Source organism: Microbulbifer maximicatervae (SeqCode), from assembly GCF_052468155.1.
This window is the reverse complement of sequence record NZ_CP174335.1, coordinates 2,637,290-2,660,246: the sequence shown is the minus strand read 5'-3', so window position 1 is coordinate 2,660,246 and position 22,957 is coordinate 2,637,290. Positions and strand designations below refer to the sequence as shown.

Below are 22,957 nucleotides of genomic sequence, written 5' to 3'. Positions count from 1 at the left end.
ATAGAAGTGAATATGACTACTGAGAAAATTGAACCCCAACTCGGGGTTCAACTATGGTCTGTTCGCCATGAGTTAAACCGGGACTTTTCAGGCACACTAAAAAGACTAGAAGCAGCAGGTTTTAATGCGATAGAACTGGCTACGGAACTAGGTCCGTACAAAGAAAAGCCAAAGGAACTCCGCTCTCTACTGGAGCAATTAAAGCTAAAAGTGAGCGGTGCACACGTTTCTATTACCCAGCTGCTCCCGGAATTAATAGATACAACGGCCACTTATTACCAGACCCTGGGTGCCGAATACCTAATCGTTGGCTGGGACCCGAGAAGCTGGAACCCTAACGGGGTAGACAAGTTAATATCGCAGCTTCGCAGTGCGCAATCCGCTCTTTCCAAGTACGGTTTGAAAATGGGATTTCATAATCACGATAAAGAATTTTCCACCTATCAAAACACAACTTTCTGGGACTATATATCCCAGTCTACTGATGACAATTTCATTTTGCAGTTAGACATCGGCTGGGCTTCTGCGGCAGGCAAAGATCCTATCAACTATCTAAAACGATATCCGGGGCGAACCTATACCACTCATTTTAAATCCTGGGTTCCTGATGAGAATATTAACAATAAAGCTAGGGAGCCTCTGAATAACTCCATGATGCCTCTGGCATGCAGAGCGGTTCACAATCAAGGCGCGGCTTCGCAGGAATGTCTAGACCTTTCAAGAAGTCGCAACGCGGAGTGTGAATCGCTCTGCAAGCCCCGAAGGGCGGGCCTTGAAGGCCGCATCTGCTGCGTTGCAACTCTTGCAAAGGGCTACGGCCATTCGCGGCGAGCTGCGCCTAACATCTGCAGCCTTCAAGACCCGCAGAGGCATTACGGAGTTAATCAGAGGCTCCCTATAATCGGCATGGATCTAATAGATTGGCCTTCAATTATTGAGGCCAGTATCGAAGTCGGCGGCAGCCAGTGGATTATTCTTGAGCAGGAGACTGCGCCAAAGGGTATGAAAACAATAGAGGCACTTATAAAATCAAAAGCAAATCTTCAGCAATACCTTTCATCGTATATGTCCACTAGAAAGGATATAAAATCATGAAATACCTATCCCCCGCTCTATTGACTTTGATACTTCAAACCAGCAATTGCATAGCAATGACAGCCGCCCCAGAAACTTACAACTATTTACTAATTCCCTATCCGCTGGAAAAACAGCACACCATTCAAGAACCAAGCATCGCACCTTCAAAAATCACCATCACCGCCACAAAAGGCAGCGATTTATTCACCAATGCCGACAGCTCTTATCAAATAGACAATGCCCCAAGGTTACTTTTCGCACCGAAATCTGACTTTATTTTTTCCGCAAAAGTCTATGTAGACTTTGAGAAAAACTTTGATGGAGCCGCTTTAATTGTTTATGCAGACGAGGGAAACTGGGCAAAACTTCTACTTGAGAGGTTTAACTCTGGCAAAAATGGCATAGCGTCTACCGTCGTTTATAAAGGTGGTGACGATGCCTACCATATAGAAACCCAGAGGGAATACAGCCATCTAAAAATTGCAAGGAAAGGAACTACATACTTCTTTTATCACTCAGAGGATAGCAGACACTGGTCATACCTTCGATCATTTTCCCTGCAGACCTCCAAGTCCACCAGGATTGGTTTTCTCGCCCAATCACCTACAGGCCCCAAAGTACAAGCTTTGTTTTCTGATATTAACTTTGAGGAAAAAACAATTACAGACTATATGCAGGGAACCTAACGACCCGACTATCGTCTCGAAGAAAAAACTTCGAGAGAACATTAATAACAGCCTTCGAGATACATAGCTATGACAAGCACAACTTCTGTCATAGCTATGTATCTTGAGCCACCCGGGAAATGCTTGTCATCAAGCAGTCCGCGCCAAGGGCCTGTTTATACCAAGAAGATACCCAGAGAGAAGCTGATAAAATTCTTCAGGCTTTTCCAGCATAGGACTGTGCCCACAATCATACACTTCACAATAATCCAAATTATCATTCTGGGAGGCCAGCGACCGCCAGGATTCAGCCGGTGTTATTTGATCGAAGTCTCCCCATATTAACTTGATCGGGCATCTCACTTTCTTCAGACTACCATAAACATCATACTTCCTACTTATATTCAGCCATTTAACTACTGATTTAAACGTTTCGTTGGTGGAGAAAATAGTATTGATATCGGCGACGCCCTTTTCATAATCCGATTTAGGCAGGCGGTTAATATCTCGGAAGACCCGTTCACAAAGTATATTTGCTGCTCCAGGTACCGACCCGCGTAAATCAGAAAGGGAAACTCCTGCTTCCAACTCCTCAAGCCCGGGGGCTCCACTGATAACCACCCCAGCCACCAGTTCAGGATATTTTGCGGCAAAATCTAACGTAATAAGCCCACTCATCGAATTGCCGACCAAAATATTATTCTCCATATCTCCATTTAACTGGAGACACTCTCTAATCATTTCGTGCGCCGAATCCAACTTACCCATAAAAACCTCGGGGATAGATGGCTCGATAACAGTTATTTTATGTCCCTGCTGCCGGCAAGCGTCTGCAACCTGGTTCCAAATCCACCCACGCGCGAAAAGTCCTGGTAAAAAAACGATATGACAAGGTGCCATTAGTTCCTCCAATTCCATTTCAAGTTAATTTATCCGCACCATCCCCGGTACTACCATGACCGAGGACCTCAAAATGCACAAAAATCAAATAGGGAACCAACCCACCATAACCGCCATAATTCAATGGAAGGCCAGGTCTGAAAAGTAAACACTCGAAAAATAACCAGCAATAAGAATGCCAACTATCCAAGAGCCCTAATTTTGAGAGCGAAGTCATACTAACCAGAGAGGAATGGCAGCTTCATTTCAAATCAATTACCTTTCTGTTCCCGAGAAAATGGAACCTGCGCAAAGCCTACCCCACTCCAAAACTTAAATAAGATTAGAAAATAAAATTTATTGAATTATTTATTCGCCTGCACGTTTGCAGTGCCTGACAACCCAATACAGCACCAATAGCGGCAACAATTTTGTGACAAGTAATACTAAGAAGGCGTGAAATAACAAAAATCAGGAGGGGTAGATTTATCGTGGGATAACGCTATCCAATATACTAAAAAGGGAGAAGGAAATAATACACTCCGCTCGGGACCCTATGAGGCACGGATGCCGATTAGGAGCTTACAGGGATGTATTCACAGCATGCCTCAAGTGAAGTGTATTCTTTCCTTCCACCCCAGTAGTAAATCTATGGGATAAAAGAAATAGTAATATCTGGAAAGAAGAGATTGGCGGGCAAAGAAGTGCCAACGGGATAGAACATCACACTGGCACCGTTCCTGTGAGAACAAATTGTTTCAGCCGCTAACCGGAACCAAAAAACAGGCTCCGGTTAGAACTGAGGGTAATTAGCCCTTTAAGTGTGTTGTAACTTAACCGTCACAACGAATATCAGCAGATACGCCAGCTTCCGGGGTCAACTTAACGTTGGCAACCGCAATAGCCATCGGAGCTTCACTCTCCAAGCCAAAGGCACTAAACACCTTGCCGAAGTCCGCACCGGCTTTTACAAAGCACTGCAGATCTACAGAAACCCGAGTCCAGCTTTTCTGTTCCATGGATTTCAGCGCAGACTCCAGCGGTACCTTCGCAGAACAGCCATCACCACAGTTCATGGTAGCCACCACCGGCTTCTCAATTGGCTGATCGACACGGATATTCAGTGTCAGCGCAGATTTCTCTTCCAGGTAGACATTCAGGTCCTGCATATATTCAGCAGACAACTGAACCGCGCCAGGACGCAGGCCTTTCCAGGTAATCAGTCGAGCATCTTCCTGGGAAGACATATCGATGGAGCTGACAGTGATGTTTTTATCGTCTCCGCTAACTGCGAAGTTACCGTGTACAGGTACAACCTCTGCCCCAGCTTCAGCGATATTCAACACCCAGGGAGCCTGCGGGCGGGATACCAACAGCCAGGCTTCTTCCAAACCGCCACCGGCAACGGATTCACTGGTCTCCGGCAACTCGTTACTCACCAAGGATTCCTGTTCCGCAGCCAGGCCATAGCCCAACTCAAACAGTGGCTCGTAATTGTCGTGGTATGGATTCAGGACATTCTGATAGCTGTGCATTGGCCAGCTAAATGGCAGCTTGCCAGTAAAGTCGTAACGGGCTTCCCCATCGGCACCTTTAATCAGGACATCCGCAACACCAGCACCTTCAGAGCCAGGCAGCCAGGCAGCAACAAAGGCATCGGATGCATTCAATTCACTGTTAATCCAGAGAGGACGACCTGAAAGGAAAACGCTCACTACCTGAACACCCTGCTCGCGCAGTTTTTTCAGCAGCGCCAAATCCTTCTTGTTACCGCGCTGGTATTCCAGGTTGGTAATATCGCCGTGCCACTCTGCATAGGGCTCTTCGCCAAACACAACAACAGCAACCTTGGGTGCCTTACCATTGGCAAAAGTGGCATCTGAGAAGCTGCCATCAGCACTCAATACCGCTTCACCGCCGGCTGCTTTAACCGCCGATGAAATACCTTCAAAGATTGAAGTGGCACCAGGGAAGTCTGCGCGCGTGTTGCCGGTACCCTGCCAGGAAATCGTCCAACCACCACTCTGCTTGGACAGGTTATCCGCACCATCGCCGGCAACCAGAATATTCTGGTCAGCAGCCAATGGCAGCAGCTGGTCGTTGTTTTTCAGCAATACCAGGGATTTGCGTACCGCTTCACGAGCGATTGCGCGGTGCTCCGGGTTGCCCAGGATGCCATCTTTGCCTGCCAGCGGCATATTGCGGTCAAACAGACCTGCACGGATCTTCACTCGCAGGATACGGCGAACAGCATCATCGATACGCTCTGCACCGATTTCACCGCTTTTGGCCTGGGCCAGGGTGTTGTTGTACAGGGCTTTCCAGTCCGCCGGCACCATAAACATATCCAGGCCGGCATTAATCGCCGCTGCACAGCTCTCTACAGTGCAACCGGGCACGAAACCGTGGCCATTCCAGTCGCCCACCACAAATCCATCAAAACCGAGGCGCTCTTTTAAAACAGTGGTCAGAAGGTATTTGTGGCCGTGGAGTTTTTCACCGTTCCAGCTATTGAATGAAGCCATCACGGTCTGTACGCCAGCCGGCAGAGACGTCAGGTAACCCGCCGCATGGACCTCTGCCAGTTCTTTTTCCGGAACCGCATTATCACCTCGGTCAATTCCTCGATTCGTACCACCGTCACCGACAAAGTGCTTGGCAGTGGCAACCAGGTTTTCGCCGCGCAGGAATTCAGCGCTGGATTTTTCGCCCTGGAGCCCCTTCACCATTGCCTCGGCATAATCCGCAACAATCTTGGGATCTTCTGAGTAGCTCTCGTAAGTTCTGCCCCAGCGGTCATCGCGGACTACCGCGACGGTAGGAGCGAAAGTCCAATCGATACCGGTCACTGCCACTTCGCGGGCGGTGGCGCTGCCAATACGCTCAATCAGCTCCGGGTCTTGGGCGGCACCCAGACCAATATTATGCGGGAACAGGGTCGCACCGATCACATTGTTGTGACCGTGAACCGCATCGGAACCCCAGATCAGGGGAATCGCAACACCGCCATCGGAAGTGTCCATAGAAGCCTTAAAGAAGGCGTCAGAAAGGGCCAACCAGTCTTGCGGCGTGGCAAACTTATCGTTGTTCGGGAAGGCGCCACCACCATTCAATACGGAACCCAGGTGATAGGTCTTCACATCTTCAGGAGTAACGCTGCGGATTTCCGCCTGGATCATCTGACCCACTTTCTCTTCCAGAGACATGCGGGACATGATTTCAGTGATTTGGGCTTCCAGCTTTTCATCGCGTGGTAAGGCTGGCTTGAGTTCAGGCCAGTTGTCGATGCCCTCGGCGGCACTGGTGCCAGTATCGGCCTGCGCTTTATCGGCTTTTGGCTCAGTTTGTTGGCTCTCGGAATGACACCCGGCGAGCACAGAAGCACAGAGCACAAAGCCCAGCGAAAATCGCTTACTAAAATTCACGAATAACTCCCAAAATTATTCCACGCTTGTTAACTGGCTCTACGAGTTGCGCTCAGACAAACCTTAGAGGAAATATCTCCAAAGCCCTACACCCAGCGCGACCTACTATCGCCATATTTATTATGCCGCACATCACCTGCCCCGGCAGTTGTGCACGGTCTGCCTCCACCGAGCTGAAATATTAGAGATAACTCCAGATCCAGCTCTCGTCGGAATCAAGTTCTGCTAATGCCGTATTCACCGATCGGCCATAAAACTGAGTCATGGCTACCCAGTGGGCACAGTTCGCAATGACAACAAATTGCAGTACTTGTCTCTACAGGCCAATAGAAATCCGATGGGCTGGTCCAAATTGCAGACAAGGCGGAAAGGATAAATGAAGGTTCTACTCCACTGCGCTACCGCGCAGGGTTCGTGAAAAAGCGCCGTAATAAACGATATAGCAGTAACACACCAGAGGCACCAAAAATGAATACTGTATACCGGCGCTATCAGCCAGCATTCCCTGGAAAAGAGGAATAATTGCACCACCTACAATTGCCATACATAAGATACCGCTACCCTGGCTGGTATGTTTACCCAGCCCGCGCAAGGCCAGGCTGAATATAGTCGGGAACATAATCGAGTTACACAGACCCACCGCAACTATGGACCAGACCGCGATCGGGCCAGACGTCATCATCGCGATTGCTATAAGTACCACCGAACCCAGGCCACAAACCGCCAGGGTTTTTCCAGCAGAGACAAAGCGCAGCAAAAAGGCCCCGGCAAAGCGCCCAATCATCGCTCCGCCCCAGTAATAAGAGACATACTTTGACGCTTCAAAAGGAGCCATCTTTGCCACTGATGGTTCACCAAAGAAACTCACCAGAAAGCTGCCAATAGCCACCTCCGCACCCACATAGGCAAAAATACCTACAGCCCCCAGGGTCAAGCGGGGGAAACGCCACAGAGAAAACACATCGTGACCATCCGCTCCTCCACCCTGTTGGTGCTCGGGAATAGCTGGCAACCTGATCCAGGAAAAGAAAGCGACCATCACCAGTAGAAGCACTGCCAACCAGAAATAAGGGGTCTCCACCAAAGCCGCTTCGCGGGCCCTGAACTCAATAATACTCGCCGCTGTATCCGGGTCAGCGGTAATAGTAAGTCCCGCAAAGAAAACTGCGCCGCCAATCACCGGTGCCAAGGTAGTTCCCAGGGAGTTAAAAGCCTGGGTAAGATTCAGTCGACTGGGCGCCGTGCGAGCACTGCCCAGCGCGATAACATAGGGGTTTGCGGAAACCTGCAGCAGGGTAATCCCGGAGGCCAGAACAAACAGCCCCAGCAAAAACACTTCGTAGATTTGTAAGCGGGCAGCGGGAATAAAGACCAGGCAGCCCGCACAAGCCACCAAAAGCCCGAGCACCAGCCCAAGCTGATAACCAACCCGCCTCAACAACATGCCTGCCGGCACGGATACCAGGAAATAGGCAGCAAAAAAGTAAAACTGCACCAAGACAGCTTTGGTGTAACTCAACTCAAAAACATTTTTTAAGTGCGGCACCAGCACATCGTTCAGGCCGGTAATAAATCCCCAAATTAGAAATAGGGACGTAAGTGCAATTAAATTGATATAACGCGGGGCAACGCCGGCCGCTACTCCGGCACGGGCATCAGTGTCATATTTAGCCATCTCGCTCGAGGAGAACCCCGATTCGGGCAACATCTGGCTCATCGGAAACCGATCCCCAAATCTAAACTATTTCTTTCTAGCGGTTGGTCCATTCACCCGGAATTTTTTCCGCCACCACATCATTTTGCGCAAAAGTTAGTACCACCTCTGCGACTGTGGATTCATTCAAGCCGTTAAAGGCCCTGCACATTTTTACCACAATTATTGGCAACTACCTATCTACTCAATCAAATTTCAAATTACCGTTTTTGACCAGATAGACAATCTAATAGTGTCGAGCTGGATAAACAGAAGTACCACTGAACTTTAGCCTCAAAGAAGTCCGGGCTGATTAACTCGTATTTAAAAATAGAGAGGAGTTGTCTTCTGAGTCGAGATTGCCGAAAATTACTCGACTATTCACCCCGAAATCAGATAAAAAGGACTTTCTCGGGGACAAGCCGGAAGCGTGGCGCTATCCCCTCTGGCGGGTCACGTTTCTGCAAGGTAATATTCTGCGGATAATAATGAACGCGACGATGAGCGTCTATCCCGTCCTTTTCACAATACTAAATATGCGGGAAATCATGCAGTACTCGACCCGTCTAGATACGAGACCGAACACTGAAATTCAGTCGACCCGCTGGTTTTGGAAACTGCAGCTGGTCAGCTGGGTTGGCATACTGCTGGTCACTTTTCTTTCACTGACCCTGTGGCACTCCCCTACCGAGTGGCCTCACTTCGAGCCTGTCAATACAGTATTCCAGTGCGCTATTGCATTTTTATTATCCCTGTTTCTAAAACCGATTTTTGATGTCGCCTGGGAATCAGAGCTCGCTTTCCGCACCGTGATCTACCTTCTGGCTGTCGCTGTTATTTCCGGAATATGGACCCTGGTTCGAATGGAGGCCTATATACGCCTCAGTGGTGAACACTCGATCTGGTCTGAGTTCGGCGGCTGGTATTACGCTTCTTTATTTGTATTTTTATTCTGGAGCGCCCTGTACTGCGGGGTAAAATATCACTTCCTACTCAATGAAGAGCACAAGAAAATGCTGGAGGTTGCAGCAGTACATGAACGGGAGCAGCTCCGCAGACTTCAAGCAGAGGCCATTGCCAATGAAGCGCAACTAAAAATGTTGCGCTACCAGCTTAACCCACATTTTCTCTTCAATACGCTCAACTCCATTAACGCCCTAATTCGATTCCAGCAATCTGATGAAGCGCGAGAAATGGTTGTGCGCCTCAGTGATTTTTTAAGGCTCTCCCTGAAAGAAGACCCCATGCAGAAAGTGGAGCTTGACCGCGAGATCGAGGCGGTATTGCTCTATTTGGAGATTGAGAAAACCCGCTTTGCCGACAGGTTGTCCGTAGACCTATCGATCGATGAAACTGTACGCCGGGCGCAAGTGCCCAGTATGTTGCTGCAACCACTGGTGGAAAACTCGGTGAAATATGCCATAGCCCCCAACGAAATGGGGGGCACTATCGGTATCCACGCGCACAACACCGATGATCGCCTGGTGCTGGAAGTCTACGACACCGGCTGCCCAGATCACTTTGCCAGCGAATGTGACCCGGAATCCTCCTCAACGGGAGTGGGCCTCAAAAACGTGCGCGAACGGCTATCGACGCTCTACCCACAAGATTTCAAAATAGAACAAAACAAAAATTCTGATGGCGGTATGCAAGTACTCATCAATATTCCACTGGAAATTTCCAACCAATCAACCCACCTGACACAGGGAGAAGTTCAATGAGCAAGCTCAGCGTCGTACTGGTGGACGACGAGCCCCTGGCTTTAAGACTACTGAAAAGTATGCTCGAAGAACGCAAGGACCTGGATATTCTCGCCTGTTGTCGCAATGGCCGGGAAGCTGTCCAAGCAGTTTCAGAGCACAACCCAGACCTACTCATTCTCGATGTTCAGATGCCAGGAATGAACGGTTTTGATGTGGTGCGCAACCTGCAGGCTGACACCATGCCCTTGGTCATCTTTGCCACAGCCTACGACCAATACGCCCTTAAGGCTTTTGAAGTCCATGCGGTTGACTATGTGCTCAAGCCACTGGACCCGCGCCGACTGGAAACAGCCCTCGATCGGGCCCGCCAGCGCCAGGCACAGATGATATCCAAAGGAGAGGATGGCCATCAGGAAGAGAAAAATCGCCTGATGCGATCTTTCGAAAGCAGTGCCTGCAAAGCATCAAGCGGAGAGAACGCCGCTACTTCAACCCAGCGTCTCGCCATTAAAGACCGGGGCAGTATCACCATGGTTAGCCAACCGGATATCGAGTGGATCGATGCGGCGGGTGACTATATGTGTGTGCATGCCAAAGGGGAAACCCATGTAATGCGCAGCACTATTAAAGACCTGCAAAAACAACTCTGCCCAGACACTTTTAAACGCATTCACAGATCCACGCTGGTTAACCTGAACTTTATTGTGCATATCAAGGTTTTAACTAAAGGCGAGTACTTTCTCACCCTGAGCAGCGGTGCAAAACTGAAAGTAAGTCGCAACTATCGCTTACCGATTAAAGAATTTCTCGATTCCAACAAACAGTCTGATCTAACTGCCCCCCAAGCTTCCTAACCTCCAACCTCTCTAAAACTGGCAGGGATCGCCGGTACCCCCTCCCCCCACAATCAAATACATTTCAAATTGGCCATTTATTCCGGACACAAAAAAGCCGGCATAAAAATGCCGGCAAACGAGCTCAGAAGAGAAGAAAAGAAAACTTAAGCGCGTTTATCTGTACGGTGTCCTGAGAGACCGTAGTAGAGAATATATAGGTAACAGAAGATCGGCAGAACGAACGCCAATTGGATACCAATTTGGTCAGCCAGAAGCCCCTGTAACAACGGCACAATAGCACCGCCTACAATGGCCAGGCATAAGATTCCGGAGCCCTGACTGGTCGATGGGCCCAGCTTGGCCAGCGCCAAACTAAAGATAGTCGGGAACATAATAGAGTTGCAAAGACCCACAGCCAGTACCGCCCACATCGCCAGATAGCCGCTACCCGTAACAGTAATCAACAGCAGTACACAGGAGCCGATAGAGCAGATTGCGAGCACTTTGCCAGCAGAGATAAAGCGCATAATTAAAGCGCCGGCAAAGCGACCAACCATAGCGCCACCCCAATACAGGGAGATATAGAAGGCGGCTTCAGACTCTTCCAAACCGGCGATGGAATCCTCAGCGATAAAGTTCACCAGGAAGCTGCCGATAGAGACTTCAGCACCCACGTAGACAAAAATAGCGATCGCGCCCAACACCAAGTGACGGTAGCTCCAGGCGGAAGCGGCTTCAGTATTGGAAACAGACTCAGAAGTTGCACTACTGACAATTGCCGGCAAATTCAAAAATGCGAAGACGATAGCCAGGATCGCCAGCGCGGAGGCCAGGATCAGGTAGGGAACTTCAATAACAGCAGCGCTGGCAGCACCCGCTGCAACACCGGCAGCGGGTAAAATCAGCAATGCACCAAATTGAGGGGCGATAGTGGTGCCCAGGGAGTTAAAGCCTTGGGTCAAGGTCAGGCGGCTGGGCGCCGTGCGCTCATCGCCCAGTGCTGTCACATAAGGGTTGGCGGAGACCTGTAAAATAGTAATACCGGAAGCCAGAATAAACAGTGCACCGAGGAACAGTGCATAGACTTCCATTCTTTCAGCGGGAATAAACAGCAAACAGCCAACCACCGAAATACTTAAGCCGGTCACAATCCCTTTCTGATAACCAATTTTACTGACCAGGGCACCGGCAGGCAGGGAAACGAGGAAATAAGCACCAAAAAAGCAGAACTGCACCAGCATTGCCTGGGCATAGTTCAGCTCGAAAATTCCTTTCAAGTAGGGAATCAAAATATCATTCAGGCAGGTGATAAAGCCCCACATAAAAAATAGTGAGGTCAGCGCCACCAGGGCAAACCTGTGCCCCGACTGGTCACCCGTCGGTATCTGCGCAGCATCCGTTGCTGTATTACTCTGCATTATTGCCATAATTATTAATCCTGAGACTTCAGCTCACAGGTCTCTCCGGTCGATATTTTTATCCGGGCAAACCTGTGCCTATTGCACCAATCTTTATTGTTGGTACTTTCTATCATGGAGGTAGCGCCGCCTCAGAGGGCTTTTCGATAAGGGGGTTCAAAATGGAGGCAGCGTGGACATACAGCGGCCGTCAAACTCCAGACTGCCTGCTATCGGGCCAGCTGAACCGCTTTCTCAACGGCCTCGCTCGAAAGAGTAGATCAACCTTTTTGAGTACTTTATTCCCCTCTAAAACTTCCCGGGAGTCCAATAACCTAGCTGTATTGACGAGACTGACCACAAGGCAACTCTGCAAGTAGTGGTTTTTTCAGGCAGAGGGACAGCGAAAGGGAAAACTCAATCGCGCGGAAAATGACACACAAGCGCAAGTATCTATGAGTAGGGAAAGAAGGGACTAGGAAGGAAACACCAACCGCGCACACGGCAATAAATTTATACACTTGGCGCGGCAGGGAAAGGATCTAGGGAGCCTCTGAACAACTCCCTAGAGTAAAAAAGCAGCTTAGGAAACGATATTGCCGTAGCTCATCAGGCGCTGATAGCGCTTCTCCAGCAGCTCATCAATGGGGATGCTGCTCAGCTGGTCCAGCTGCTCGCTAAGACGGTCTTTGAGGCTAGTGGCCATTGCATCCGGATCGCGGTGAGCACCACCGAGAGGTTCGGGGATGGTTTCATCCACAATACCCAACTCTTCCAACACGCTGGAGGTCACCCCCATCGCCTCAGCGGCCAAAGGCGCTTTCTCAACAGTTTTCCAGATAATGTTGGCGCAACCCTCAGGGGAAATCACAAAGTAGGTGGAGTACTGCAGCATGTTCAGCTGGTCACCCACACCGATCGCCAGTGCACCACCGGAGGAACCTTCACCAATCACGGTACAAATAATCGGCGTGCGCAGGCGGGACATCACTGCCAGATTCTGGGCGATGGCTTCACTGATACCGCGCTCTTCACTATCGATACCCGGATAGGCTCCCGGGGTGTCGATCAGGGTCAGAACCGGCATTTTAAAGCGCTCGGCCATTTCCATAACACGCAGGGCTTTGCGGTAACCTTCCGGCTTCGGCATACCAAAGTTGCGTGCAACCTTCTCGTTTACAGAGCGGCCTTTCTCTTCACCAATCACCGCTACCGGCTTGCCATTTAAGCGCGCGATACCAGCGATAATCGCCTTGTCATCACCAAAGTGACGGTCGCCGTGCAGCTCATCCCAATCGGTAAACAAGCGCTCGATATAGTCCTTTGAATAGGGACGTTGCGGATGGCGGGCTACCTGTACGACCTGCCATGGGCTCAGGTCGGAGTAGATGGACTCGGTCAAAGTTCTACTCTTCTCCCGCAACCGGGTAACTTCATCGGCGATATTCAGCTCGTTGTCATCACCCACAAGCTGCAGCTCTTTTATCTTGCCTTCCAGCTCTGCAATTGGCTGCTCAAACTCGAGAAAATTAAAATTCATGAAATCTGCGCCTTTAACTCTTTTTGTTACCACCGGGCTATCACAGCGGCATAGCTTAACTGTACAGAACCAGCCAGTCGAGCCCGGTAGATTTTAACGCCGTTGTGCGTATTGAAGCGCCACCTGCTCACGTCCCAACAGTTCCCTGAGGGACTGGACCATCTGGTCGTTTGGTTCTACGTTCCACTGCGGCGGCAGTCGGTACAAGCCCCGGGCATCGTGGCGGGAAACCTCAAGGCTCACCCCGCACTGACCACCGGTATAGGGTTGCAGGCAAGCGGCCAGCCGCTTGGCCAGCCCCGGTGCCACACTGCCGCTATCCACTCGCAAACGCACCCCGGTCACCCGGCTCTGGCGCAGCTCATCGAGCGTGGAAACGCTGTTTACTGTCATCTTCAGGCCGCCGCTGTAATCGTCAGTGGCAACCGGTCCATCCAATACCAGCAGAGCATCTTTGGCCAACTTGTCTCTATGTTCGCCAAAGGCCTCGCTGAACATGGCCGCTTCAATACGGCCACTGCGGTCATCCAGGGTAACAATAGCCATGGAATCACCGCGTTTTGTTTTCATTACCCGCATCGCCACAACCAGACCCGCAACTTTTTGCGATTCCCGGCCGGGTTTCAAATCGGCGATTCGCGCCTTCACCAGGTGTTGTAACTCACCGGCATACTCATCAATCGGGTGCCCGGTGAGATACAGGCCCAGGGTATTCTTTTCGCCTTCCAGGCGCTCGCGAATACTCCAGCAGCGTGTGCGGCGGAAATCCTCGTACACATCACCTTCGGATGCCTGGGGCACCACTTCGCCAAACAGGTCCATCATGCCCGCATTGGCATTGGCCTTTTGCTGTTCCGCCGCTTTTACCGCTTCATCCAGCGCGTTAAACAGCACAGCGCGGGAGTAATCCAATCCGTCGGCACCATTGGTATCCGGGCCTATGCTGTCCAGTGCCCCTGAGCGCACCAGCGCCTCCAGCGCGCGCTTGTTCACCTTGCGTGGGTCAACCCGCGAGCAGAAGTCGAACAAGTCGGTAAAGGGACCGCCCTCTTCCCGCGCCGCAATAATATTTTCAATCGGACCTTCACCCAGGCCCTTAATCGCACCGAGACCGTAGATAATGCGATTGTCGATATCCACCGAGAACTGGAAGCTGCCCAGATTCACATCCGGCGGCACCAGCACCAGCTCCATGGCTCGGCACTCTTCGATAAAGGTGACCACCTTATCGGTCTTATCCATATCCGAAGACATGGTCGCCGCCATAAACTGGGCGGGATAGTGCGCTTTTAGCCAAGCGGTCTGGTATGACACCAGTGCGTAAGCCGCAGAGTGCGATTTGTTAAAACCATAGCCTGCGAACTTCTCTACCAGGTCGAAGATCTTAATCGCAAGTTCGGGGTCAATTCCTTGCTCTTTTGCCCCGTTTTCAAAAGTGGCCCTCTGTTTGGCCATTTCCTCCGGTTTCTTTTTACCCATCGCCCGGCGCAACAGGTCGGCGCCACCGAGGGTATAGCCCGCCAACTCCTGGGCGATCTGCATAACCTGTTCCTGGTAGACGATAACTCCGTACGTGGGCTCCAGGATTGGTTGCAGTTTCTCATGCTGGTATTTGGCATCCGGGTAGGCCACCTGGGCGCGACCGTGCTTACGGTTAATAAAGTCATCAACCATGCCCGATTGCAGCGGACCCGGACGGAACAGGGCCACCAGGGCGATCATATCTTCCAGGTTGTCCGGCTGCAGGCGCTTGATCAGGTCCTTCATACCCCGGGATTCCAGCTGGAATACCGCCGTGGTCTCTGCCCTTTTGAGCATTTTGAAGGTTTCTTCATCGTCCAGCGGCAGCGCGGCAATATCCAGGGGTTCCTCACCCTCTCGCGCACGGGTCTCGTCCACCATGCGCTTGGCCCAGTCGATGATGGTCAGCGTCCGCAGGCCGAGGAAGTCGAACTTCACCAGACCCGCATCTTCCACATCGTTTTTATCAAACTGGGTTACCAGACCCGCGCCAGTCTCGTCACAGTAGAGCGGCGCAAAATCGGTGAGCTTGGTGGGGGCAATAACCACACCACCGGCGTGCTTACCCACGTTACGGGACACACCTTCTAGTTGCAGGGCCATCTCCCAGATTTCCTGGCCCTCATCGTCGTGGTCGAGAAATTCCCGCAGGATCTCTTCCTGGTCGAAGGCCTTTTGCAGGGTCATGCCCACATCGGGGGGAATCATTTTGGACAGCTTGTCGGCGAGGCCGTAGGACTTGCCCTGTACCCGCGCCACGTCCCGCACCACCGCCTTCGCGGCCATGGTTCCGAAGGTAATAATCTGACTAACCGCTTGGCGGCCATAGTTATCCGCAACGTAGCCAATTACCCGGTCGCGCTTCTCCATACAGAAGTCGATATCGAAGTCGGGCATCGACACCCGCTCCGGGTTCAGGAATCGTTCGAACAGCAGATCGTATTGCAGTGGGTCCAGATCGGTAATGTCCAGCGAGTAGGCCACAAGGGAGCCGGCACCGGAACCCCGCCCCGGGCCCACCGGGATATCGTGGTCTTTGGCCCACTGGATAAAGTCCATTACGATCAGGAAGTAACCGGGGAATCCCATCTGGATAATGATATCCAGCTCAAAGCGCAGGCGGTCTTCGTAGATCTGGCGGCGCTCGGCATAGTCCGCAGCGGACTTGTCGAGGATGGTGGCGAGGCGCCGCTCCATACCTTCATAGGAGACCTTTTCGAAGAACTGGTCTTCGGTCATGCCCTCGGGAATCGGATATTCTGGCAGGAAGTACTTGCCCAGCTGGATCGGTGCGGAGCAGCGCTTGGCAATCTCCACGGTGTTTTCCAGGGCTTCGGGGATATCGCCAAACAGCTCCCACATTTCTTCCGGTGTGCGGAAATACTGCTGCGCGGAATAGCGGCGTTCGCGGCGGGGGTCATCGAGAGCGCGGCCTTCGTGGATACAAACGCGCACCTCGTGGGCCTCGAACTCGCTCTCGTCCATAAAGCGCACATCGTTAGTGGCTACCACTGGCAAGTTCAGGTTCTGGGCCAACTTCACCGCCGAGTGCAGGTAGTCCTCATCGCCGGCGCGACCGGTGCGCTGTAACTCCAGGTAGTAGCGGCCGGGGAATAACTCCGCCCACTCCCGTGCCAGCTCCTCTGCTTGGGCGCGGCGCCCCGCTACCAGGGCACGGCCCACATCGCCGTACTTGGCACCGGACAGCATCAGCACCCCTTCGCTGTACTCCTTAACCCATTCGCGCTTGATATAGGCGTTACCGTGGTACTGGCCTTCCATCCAGGCGCGGGAAATCAGCTCGGTAATATTGCGGTAGCCATCGGCGTTCATCGCATAGAGCGTGATCAGCGTAGGCTTGCCCTCGCCGCCTTCGCTGAGCCAAAAATCCGCTGCGGTAATCGGCTTGATACCGGAGCCCAAACAGGCCCGGTAGAATTTAATCTGCCCGTAGAGGTTGCACTGGTCGGTAATCGCCAGGGCTGGCATTTCCAGCTCCTGGGCGCGGGCGATGGCCGGCTTGATTCTTACCAGGCCATCGATCAGGGAAAATTCTGAGTGAATTCTTAGGTGGACAAAGGGTTGGGTCATAGTCGCATTTAGTTCCGGGCCCTGCGAGGCCCGGCCCCGACAAAGCGCTATCGATTGTTTACCAGATTCGGCCCATTTGCCGCGCGCGCTCGGTGCAGAGCTTTAACACTGCACGGCGCTCATCATTGTTCATGGAGCCCCAACGGCTGATTTCGTTACCACTGCGAAAACAGCCCTCGCACAGGTCCTGCTCATTCAGGGCGCATACGGAGATACAGGGGGATTTAACCGGGCGCTCTTTCGGCTCCACGGTTTTTACCGGTTGTTCAGACATCTTTAGCCTCAAGCGGGACCAGTTCACTGGCGAAATGTTTGCCGTTGGCCGCATAGTGATCGCTGCTGGCTTTGAGCAGCTCGTTGGTGGCGGGATCGAGAGATTTTACTACCTTGCCGGGAGAGCCCAGCACCATAGAGTAATCGGGGATTTCTGTGCCCTCGGTCACCAGCGCATTGGCGCCAATGATACAGCACTTGCCGATTTTGGCCCGGTTTAAGATCACGGCATTGATACCAATCAGGCTGTAATCACCAATGTCACAGCCGTGCAGCATCACTTTATGGCCTACGGTGACACCGGTGCCGATGGTTAATGGCACACCCACATCGGCATGCAGTACCGAGCCATCCTGTACGTTGCTGTATTCACCGATAGTGATCGGCGCACAGTCGCCGCGCACCACCGCGTTAAACCATACGGAGCTATGCGCAAGCATACGCACATCTCCAATCACATGGGCACCGGGCGCAATATAGTGGCCCTCACCTTCCAGTTGTGGCTGTTTATCACCCAATCTGTACAGCATTTGGCCTCCGGCTCGATATGATGATGAACCGCTCATTATCTCGCGCCAAAGAGGCCGTGGCTAGGGAGAGATGATTGCGCTTTTCCCGATATGACCAGCTAGAGCAGCTCGCCCTGCTGGACAAAGTTGGCGCCCTCAAGGGTGAGCAAGCGCGCTTTCAAAGACAGGCCGCCGGCGTAGCCGGTAAGGCTGCCATTGGCTCCGATTACACGGTGGCAGGGAATAACGATGGCAATCGGATTCGCACCATTGGCCCGCGCTACCGCGCGAATAGCCCGTGGCTGATCTAACCACTGGGCTTGCTGGCTGTAACTGCGGGTTTCGCCAAAGGGAATTTGCAACAGCGCATCCCAAACCCGGCGCTGGAATTCAGTGCCCTTTGGCGCCAGAGGCAGATCAAAGCTTTTGCGCTGGCCGGCGATATATTCCCGCAACTGCTGAGCGGCCAAATCCGTCAGCTCCGAGGCGCCCCGCTGCCAACCGGCCCCCAAACGCAGTGGCCGTTCATCGTCATAAAACTGGAGTGCAACTATACCTCGGGAGAGACCCTCTCCCTCTTGCTCGCAGGCCGCGATGGCAACATCCCCCAATTCCGTGGTGTAACTCTCATAGACAATCATTTTTTCTCTCCAGATTTCAGGGACTGCCACAACAAAATGGCTCCATATGCCCGCCAGGGCCGCCACTGCTCTGCCCGCTCCAAGGCCTGCTTGGGTTTTGCCTTTTCACCATCACTGCCCAGGGCTTGCAGAATACCCAAATCCGACGCGGGGAAAGCGTCCGGCATCGACAGGCCGCGCATAGCAATATAATGCGCCGTCCAATCGCCAATACCCGGCAGTGCTGTGGCTTGACTGCACCAATCCTCCAGGGACTGATCGGCAAAACTCACACGGCCATCCAAAGTTGCGGCGACAAACTCCTGTAAGGTTTTCATCCGAGCCCGGGTCAAGCCCAGATCGGCAAAGTCCGCCTCAGCGAGACGCTCCGCCGTTGGGAATAAAAACCGCTCTCTGCCAGCGTCATCCACAAAAGACTCCCCGTAGCGGGCCACGATACGTCCGGCAATAGTGGTCGCCGCCGCGACACTAATCTGCTGACCGAGAATCGCCCGCAGTGCATATTCGAATGGGTCCCAGGCACCAGGCAAGCGCAGGCCCGGATTCTTCGCCAACTGATCCGCTAGCAGTGGATCTTCATTTAATACCGTCTGGATCTCCTCAATATCCGCATCCAGATCAAACAACCGGCGCAGGCGCTGGTTCAGTAGATATAACCCTGCCCCACCTTCCTGACCAAAAACTTCCACCACCAGGCGATTTCGTTCCGGATCGTGGGAAACCTCCATCACGCCGCGACAGGCATCCAGTTCGAAACTGCGTGAATAGACCTCCCCCTCCACCTGTTCTACCCCGGTCAAAGCGCGAGCTCCCAAGAAAGCCAGGAGTTGTTGCCAATCTAACGGCGGGCGGTAATCCAGGTACAACCGCACCCGTGTGGCACTCGCCTTCTCCGAGCGCACTGCGTGCGCCTCCCTGCGCACCTCGGATGGGGTGCGTTGATAGATCTGTTTGAATACGCCGTTAAAGCGTCTCAAGCTGTTAAAACCAGACTCGTAAGCGATTTCAGCAATAGGCAGGTCCGTATCTCGCAGTAAACGAAAAGCAAACAGTGCCCGCTCGGTTTGCCAAACCGCTAAGGGGCTTACCCCCAGGTGCTCAGAGAACAGACGGCGCAAATAGCGGCTGCTGACTCCGAGACGCTCTGCAAGCCGCTCCACAGATTGAGGCTCGCGCTCACTGCGCATCAGTTTTAAAGCGCGCTGCACGGTGGTCGACACCAATCCCCAAGCTGGACTGCCCGGCGCAGAATCGGGTCGACAGCGCAGGCAAGGCCTAAAGCCCGCATTGGCCGCCTCCGCCGCAGTCTCAAAATAAGTGACATTGCGCTCTAGCGGAGGCCGAGCGGGACAGATCGGGCGGCAGAAAATGCCGGTTGTTTTCACTGCGGTATAGAAGCGCCCATCAAAGCGCCGGTCTCGGGCCAATCGCGCACTGGAGCAAACTGCTGCATCAATCTTCATAAGTCTCTCTCGTTTCTGACTACCAGTGTATGGATTGGACGGTATCGGAACTAGTCATAAACGGAACTGACCATTTTGGGCTGTAGACTTATAAGTCAGGCAGCTGCGGCTTGAAAGAGTGAAACCAATTAGATGCTCTTGAATACCTTACGCAAAAAGGCCCTCTGCCGATAAGTCACACCTAAAGATTTTTCTTTAAATAAACTGATAAAACGGAGGCTTTTAACCATTCCAGGGAGGTATTTGTAAGTGGGTTAAACAGCCCCGGAATAGCCCAACTAACCATCAGAAACGCTAATTGATACAAACCCTGAAACGTAAATGTTCAAGGCAATCGCAACGGAGTCACTCATTCTTTGCGCACCTTGAAAACTACAAATAGTAAGCGCAACTCGCCGCAAATGGACCTAATCCTTTCCAAGCCCCGTAATGCAGCAGCTATCGCTTTCAAGACACACCCTTCGACGCTTGTAGAGTTATTAGCAACCTGCACCGCGACGTCGTAATGGTCCAGACATTTCCGTCGAACCGCGTCTTGATTGGGAAACGCCCGGTTAGCCAGAAGTATCATGAAATTAATCAGCAGCACTATAGATTTGAAATACCCAGGCCATAGCTGTTGCTCAATTCCAGCCCTATTTGCACTAACGGTCGCTAACAATTAATGGGCATACAGAGATATTTTTGATCATCTTGACTGTTATTTTTGAAGAATAGCTTTATCAGGAAAAAACTTGATGAAATACAACGAGTTACAAAGGTAGTCTTTTTTGGGGATAGCAGTCAAAGTGATCATTTTTACATTTGGTACGACTGACATAAAAGCAAATAATCTTTTGATTTGAATAACATTTTTTAGCCAAGGCGTAAGATTGATTCCAGGATAGTAATCAGGATAATAGTGATCATAATGATTACTATATAGCTGTTATTGGTCGCTCGCTCCAGTTTTGCGGGGGTTCAATAAAGAATAGCAGGTAATTATTAGGTTGCTGTATAAAAAAACAGTATTGGCGGGAAAGCCCATAGCCAACGGTTCGACCTTCATGTAAGCTTCGAAGCTTCAGCGACGCTCGCATAACGAAGTTAATGCGGACGGCGCAGCCGCTTCGAAGCAAGGCCGCGAACCTAGTGCTGCTAGTTTCTCTCTCCGAATCGTGGTAGACAATAAAAGAAAGATATTTGTAGTGGATTTGTACACAGTGCCACGAGCAACAAATAACAACCCGATTATGCGGAAACCTAAAAATTGTCATTCCCTTTGCTTGCACAAAGGCACTGCCAACTTTCTTAACGGTTCCGCATATCTATTTTCGTTATTGTGGCGGTCGATTTTTAGATGTTCTGTAGCTGCTGCAAGCATCAATCTCTATCTGAGCACTTTTTTCTGAGATTTTTCCTGAAATTTGGTACCGCAGTTTCGCTCCAGTGCCATCGTTTTAAGTCAGCAAGCCCTGCAAGCCAGCTACGCCATCATGGAGTGCCAATCAGATAGTTAACCGGTTGGGAAAGTATGGTATTTTTCCCTTTAAATTTATCGGGCAGTGGCCAGCCAAAGTTGGCTGGTAGAGAGCAAATAGGTGGTTCAGTGCGCGCCAACCATAACCAGGCTAGGCAAGCTCGCCCACCCCCTTCGGGGCTGGGCTGGACAGCCTACGCGTTGCTTCGGCTGCCCTTGCTAGCGGCGTTATTGTGGCGGTCGGTTTTATTGATTTTTCGTGGTAACTGAAGATTTCGTGCCACTAAATAGCATCTGGTATTGAGCAATTTTACTGATTGCTATTCAGGCAGTTTCGCTCCAAGAGTGTTCGCTCGGGTGTTGTAAAAAAAAGGCAGTCCGCTGCAATTTCGCAGATTGCCAGTAAGATAGGAATTGGTTAGGGAAAGTGCGGTATTCTTCCCTCGTAAATATTGGGCAGTGGCCAGCCAAACTATGGCTGGCAAAGTGCTAGTAGTCGGTCCCGAGCGCGCCAGCCATAACCAGGCTAGGCAAGCTCGCCCAACCCCTTCGGGGCTGGGCTGGACAGCCTACGCGTTGCTTCGGCTGCCCTTGCTAGCGGCGTTAAACATCTAATGGATATTATCGAGTTGCATGATTTGATCTCTGAGGTTATTGAAAGTCTCCCCGAACAAGAATCTAGAGAGCTGATTGCCCTTTGTGATTCTTTAGAAGAGCTTGGCCCTAATGAATGGAGTATTAGGATTGCGAAATTCTCAAACAAAATGCTCCTAAACAATATTGGCGATACCGAAAAACTACTGAAGCTAGAGGCTGAGGCAGAGAATGCCGGCTCCATCGAGATCAAACCAATCTACCTGATGTTAATTTTAGTTCTAGTGGCATTGATGGTGTATTATGTTTAACAAATCAATGAACTACGCGCCTTCGGCGCCGGACAGCCTTCGCTACGCTCTGGCTGCCGGTTATTGAGGCGTTAAATGCTTATGCAATACGAATCTGGAGAAGAAGTAAAATTGGGTGATATCGTTGAATACGATGTGGGCCCAAACGAATTCGAATCTGCAAATGTTGTAATGCTCGGAGAAGACTATTCTCACAGCGAACTAGAAGAAGGATTTTTGCAATGGGTTACAACAGACAACGTTTTAGAAAAAGATAATGTCGTTGTAGAAGTAGAGCATGAAAAAGGCAGCTACATGTTTACAACGTTGTGCTGCGTCAAGCTGAAAAGACGAGCAGATGCCTAATCATGCATTTAACCAGGCTAGGCATCGGACTACGCACTGCGTGCTTCGCTCGGTGCTAGCGGCGTTAAATTCCTGAGAGAGTATGAGCAATAGAGATTTGGTAACTTTCGCAACTATAATTTCTGCGGGCTTAATAAAGTCTACAGACTACATTCCATGCTGTGATGAAATCATTCTAAGGGAAGGCGAGCCTTCTGAACTGATAATGGATTTGTCACTTTTGAAGGACGAAGATGCTGCCGTGAAACGCTTGTTATCAGAAGCATATGGAAACTTTGAGGAAAACTATCCTTCAATTGAGACTGGTTTTTATGAAGTTTGTGCGAAATTTTTAATGTATCAATCAGGCGAAATTGACTGGTCTAATTTTTTAGAGTCTGCGATTTATATTGCAGAGCATGGACGATGCCAATGGGATGCGCCAGATTTTCAACGTTTTCTAGGGACCCTCTGATCAACGAAGCATTTTTCCAGAATTAAGCTGAGCTGCTTGAAAAATTCACTTTATTACGCACAAACGCGTAATTTGCGCGTA

General features: G+C 51.2%; 17 protein-coding genes. 7 read left to right on the top strand and 10 right to left on the bottom strand.

From position 1 onward, the window contains the following. The first annotated feature begins 12 nt into the window (after nucleotides 1–12). Both ACJJIY_RS11455 and ACJJIY_RS11450 read left to right on the top strand, forming a co-directional pair. Nucleotides 13–1,095, top strand: coding sequence for a sugar phosphate isomerase/epimerase family protein (locus ACJJIY_RS11455; protein ID WP_445357942.1), 1,083 nt, complete (start codon nucleotides 13–15; stop codon nucleotides 1,093–1,095). Next, a complete protein-coding gene (locus ACJJIY_RS11450) occupies nucleotides 1,092–1,763 on the top strand; it encodes a DUF1349 domain-containing protein (protein WP_445357941.1) in 672 nt (223 codons plus the stop codon). The genes ACJJIY_RS11455 and ACJJIY_RS11450 overlap by 4 nt, the downstream gene beginning before the upstream one ends. Before the next feature lie 129 nt (nucleotides 1,764–1,892). Here ACJJIY_RS11450 and ACJJIY_RS11445 read toward each other — a convergent pair whose 3' ends face one another. The 3 genes from ACJJIY_RS11445 to ACJJIY_RS11435 all read right to left on the bottom strand — a co-directional run bounded on the left by ACJJIY_RS11445 (nucleotide 1,893) and on the right by ACJJIY_RS11435 (nucleotide 7,763). Continuing rightward, a complete protein-coding gene (locus ACJJIY_RS11445; RefSeq protein ID WP_445357940.1) occupies nucleotides 1,893–2,642 on the bottom strand; it encodes an alpha/beta fold hydrolase in 750 nt (249 codons plus the stop codon). Between the two features lie 812 nt (nucleotides 2,643–3,454). Beyond that, nucleotides 3,455–6,046, bottom strand: a complete 2,592-nt coding sequence (locus ACJJIY_RS11440) for a glycoside hydrolase family 3 protein (RefSeq protein ID WP_445357939.1) — start codon at nucleotides 6,044–6,046, stop codon at nucleotides 3,455–3,457. 385 nt (nucleotides 6,047–6,431) lie between these two features. Next, nucleotides 6,432–7,763 (bottom strand): sugar MFS transporter, encoded by a 1,332-nt coding sequence (locus ACJJIY_RS11435; protein ID WP_413664879.1) that lies wholly within the window; start codon nucleotides 7,761–7,763, stop codon nucleotides 6,432–6,434. Between the two features lie 524 nt (nucleotides 7,764–8,287). On the opposite strand from ACJJIY_RS11435, the gene ACJJIY_RS11430 reads away from it, so the two are divergent. Then, on the top strand, nucleotides 8,288–9,460 hold the full coding sequence (locus tag ACJJIY_RS11430) for a sensor histidine kinase (RefSeq protein ID WP_445357938.1): 1,173 nt from the start codon (nucleotides 8,288–8,290) through the stop codon (nucleotides 9,458–9,460). Continuing rightward, a complete protein-coding gene (locus ACJJIY_RS11425; protein ID WP_445357937.1) occupies nucleotides 9,457–10,296 on the top strand; it encodes a LytR/AlgR family response regulator transcription factor in 840 nt (279 codons plus the stop codon). Before ACJJIY_RS11430 ends, ACJJIY_RS11425 begins: the two co-directional genes overlap by 4 nt. A gap of 146 nt (nucleotides 10,297–10,442) precedes the next feature. On the opposite strand, the gene ACJJIY_RS11420 is transcribed toward ACJJIY_RS11425, so the two are convergent. The 7 genes from ACJJIY_RS11420 to ACJJIY_RS11390 form a co-directional block, all read right to left on the bottom strand. After that, nucleotides 10,443–11,705: a sugar MFS transporter gene (locus tag ACJJIY_RS11420; protein ID WP_413664876.1), complete on the bottom strand. Its 1,263-nt coding sequence runs from the start codon at nucleotides 11,703–11,705 to the stop codon at nucleotides 10,443–10,445. A gap of 553 nt (nucleotides 11,706–12,258) precedes the next feature. Then, complete coding sequence (locus ACJJIY_RS11415; RefSeq protein WP_445357936.1) at nucleotides 12,259–13,215, bottom strand: acetyl-CoA carboxylase carboxyltransferase subunit alpha; 957 nt, start codon at nucleotides 13,213–13,215, stop codon at nucleotides 12,259–12,261. Nucleotides 13,216–13,308: 93 nt separating this feature from the next. Beyond that, nucleotides 13,309–16,827, bottom strand: a complete 3,519-nt coding sequence (gene dnaE, locus ACJJIY_RS11410) for a DNA polymerase III subunit alpha (protein ID WP_444906003.1) — start codon at nucleotides 16,825–16,827, stop codon at nucleotides 13,309–13,311. A gap of 58 nt (nucleotides 16,828–16,885) precedes the next feature. Beyond that, entirely contained in the window at nucleotides 16,886–17,101 is a 216-nt protein-coding gene (locus ACJJIY_RS11405; RefSeq protein WP_108732299.1) for a DUF1289 domain-containing protein, read from the bottom strand. Further along, nucleotides 17,094–17,630: a gamma carbonic anhydrase family protein gene (locus ACJJIY_RS11400; protein ID WP_445357935.1), complete on the bottom strand. Its 537-nt coding sequence runs from the start codon at nucleotides 17,628–17,630 to the stop codon at nucleotides 17,094–17,096. Before ACJJIY_RS11400 ends, ACJJIY_RS11405 begins: the two co-directional genes overlap by 8 nt. Nucleotides 17,631–17,728: 98 nt before the next feature. Further along, the gene (locus ACJJIY_RS11395) at nucleotides 17,729–18,250 is read right to left on the bottom strand and encodes a methylated-DNA--[protein]-cysteine S-methyltransferase (RefSeq protein WP_444916473.1); all 522 of its coding nucleotides are present in this window, start codon (nucleotides 18,248–18,250) and stop codon (nucleotides 17,729–17,731) included. Continuing rightward, nucleotides 18,247–19,713, bottom strand: coding sequence for an AlkA N-terminal domain-containing protein (locus ACJJIY_RS11390; protein WP_445357934.1), 1,467 nt, complete (start codon nucleotides 19,711–19,713; stop codon nucleotides 18,247–18,249). Before ACJJIY_RS11390 ends, ACJJIY_RS11395 begins: the two co-directional genes overlap by 4 nt. 2,073 nt (nucleotides 19,714–21,786) lie before the next feature. Here ACJJIY_RS11390 and ACJJIY_RS11385 point away from each other — a divergent pair. The 3 genes from ACJJIY_RS11385 to ACJJIY_RS11375 all read left to right on the top strand — a co-directional run bounded on the left by ACJJIY_RS11385 (nucleotide 21,787) and on the right by ACJJIY_RS11375 (nucleotide 22,876). Continuing rightward, nucleotides 21,787–22,077 carry a hypothetical protein gene (locus ACJJIY_RS11385; RefSeq protein ID WP_445357933.1) on the top strand — a complete coding sequence of 97 codons (291 nt, stop codon included), beginning with the start codon at nucleotides 21,787–21,789 and terminating at the stop codon, nucleotides 22,075–22,077. 81 nt (nucleotides 22,078–22,158) lie between these two features. Continuing rightward, nucleotides 22,159–22,422: a hypothetical protein gene (locus ACJJIY_RS11380; RefSeq protein WP_445357932.1), complete on the top strand. Its 264-nt coding sequence runs from the start codon at nucleotides 22,159–22,161 to the stop codon at nucleotides 22,420–22,422. Between the two features lie 82 nt (nucleotides 22,423–22,504). Continuing rightward, complete coding sequence (locus ACJJIY_RS11375) at nucleotides 22,505–22,876, top strand: hypothetical protein (RefSeq protein WP_445357931.1); 372 nt, start codon at nucleotides 22,505–22,507, stop codon at nucleotides 22,874–22,876. Nucleotides 22,877–22,957 lie beyond the last annotated feature (81 nt).

Excerpts from the sequence above, each read along its gene's own strand:
- dnaE (WP_444906003.1), bottom strand. The coding sequence starts at position 16,827 with ATGACCCAACCCTTTGTCCACCTAAGAATTCACTCAGAATTTTCCCTG.
- ACJJIY_RS11400 (WP_445357935.1), bottom strand. The coding sequence starts at position 17,630 with ATGCTGTACAGATTGGGTGATAAACAGCCACAACTGGAAGGTGAGGGC.
- ACJJIY_RS11375 (WP_445357931.1), top strand. The coding sequence starts at position 22,505 with ATGAGCAATAGAGATTTGGTAACTTTCGCAACTATAATTTCTGCGGGC.
- ACJJIY_RS11420 (WP_413664876.1), bottom strand. The coding sequence starts at position 11,705 with ATGGCAATAATGCAGAGTAATACAGCAACGGATGCTGCGCAGATACCG.
- ACJJIY_RS11405 (WP_108732299.1), bottom strand. The coding sequence starts at position 17,101 with ATGTCTGAACAACCGGTAAAAACCGTGGAGCCGAAAGAGCGCCCGGTT.
- ACJJIY_RS11380 (WP_445357932.1), top strand. The coding sequence starts at position 22,159 with ATGCAATACGAATCTGGAGAAGAAGTAAAATTGGGTGATATCGTTGAA.
- ACJJIY_RS11415 (WP_445357936.1), bottom strand. The coding sequence starts at position 13,215 with ATGAATTTTAATTTTCTCGAGTTTGAGCAGCCAATTGCAGAGCTGGAA.
- ACJJIY_RS11455 (WP_445357942.1), top strand. The coding sequence starts at position 13 with ATGACTACTGAGAAAATTGAACCCCAACTCGGGGTTCAACTATGGTCT.
- ACJJIY_RS11435 (WP_413664879.1), bottom strand. The coding sequence starts at position 7,763 with ATGAGCCAGATGTTGCCCGAATCGGGGTTCTCCTCGAGCGAGATGGCT.
- ACJJIY_RS11430 (WP_445357938.1), top strand. The coding sequence starts at position 8,288 with ATGCAGTACTCGACCCGTCTAGATACGAGACCGAACACTGAAATTCAG.
- ACJJIY_RS11395 (WP_444916473.1), bottom strand. The coding sequence starts at position 18,250 with ATGATTGTCTATGAGAGTTACACCACGGAATTGGGGGATGTTGCCATC.
- ACJJIY_RS11450 (WP_445357941.1), top strand. The coding sequence starts at position 1,092 with ATGAAATACCTATCCCCCGCTCTATTGACTTTGATACTTCAAACCAGC.
- ACJJIY_RS11390 (WP_445357934.1), bottom strand. The coding sequence starts at position 19,713 with ATGAAGATTGATGCAGCAGTTTGCTCCAGTGCGCGATTGGCCCGAGAC.
- ACJJIY_RS11445 (WP_445357940.1), bottom strand. The coding sequence starts at position 2,642 with ATGGCACCTTGTCATATCGTTTTTTTACCAGGACTTTTCGCGCGTGGG.
- ACJJIY_RS11385 (WP_445357933.1), top strand. The coding sequence starts at position 21,787 with ATGGATATTATCGAGTTGCATGATTTGATCTCTGAGGTTATTGAAAGT.
- ACJJIY_RS11425 (WP_445357937.1), top strand. The coding sequence starts at position 9,457 with ATGAGCAAGCTCAGCGTCGTACTGGTGGACGACGAGCCCCTGGCTTTA.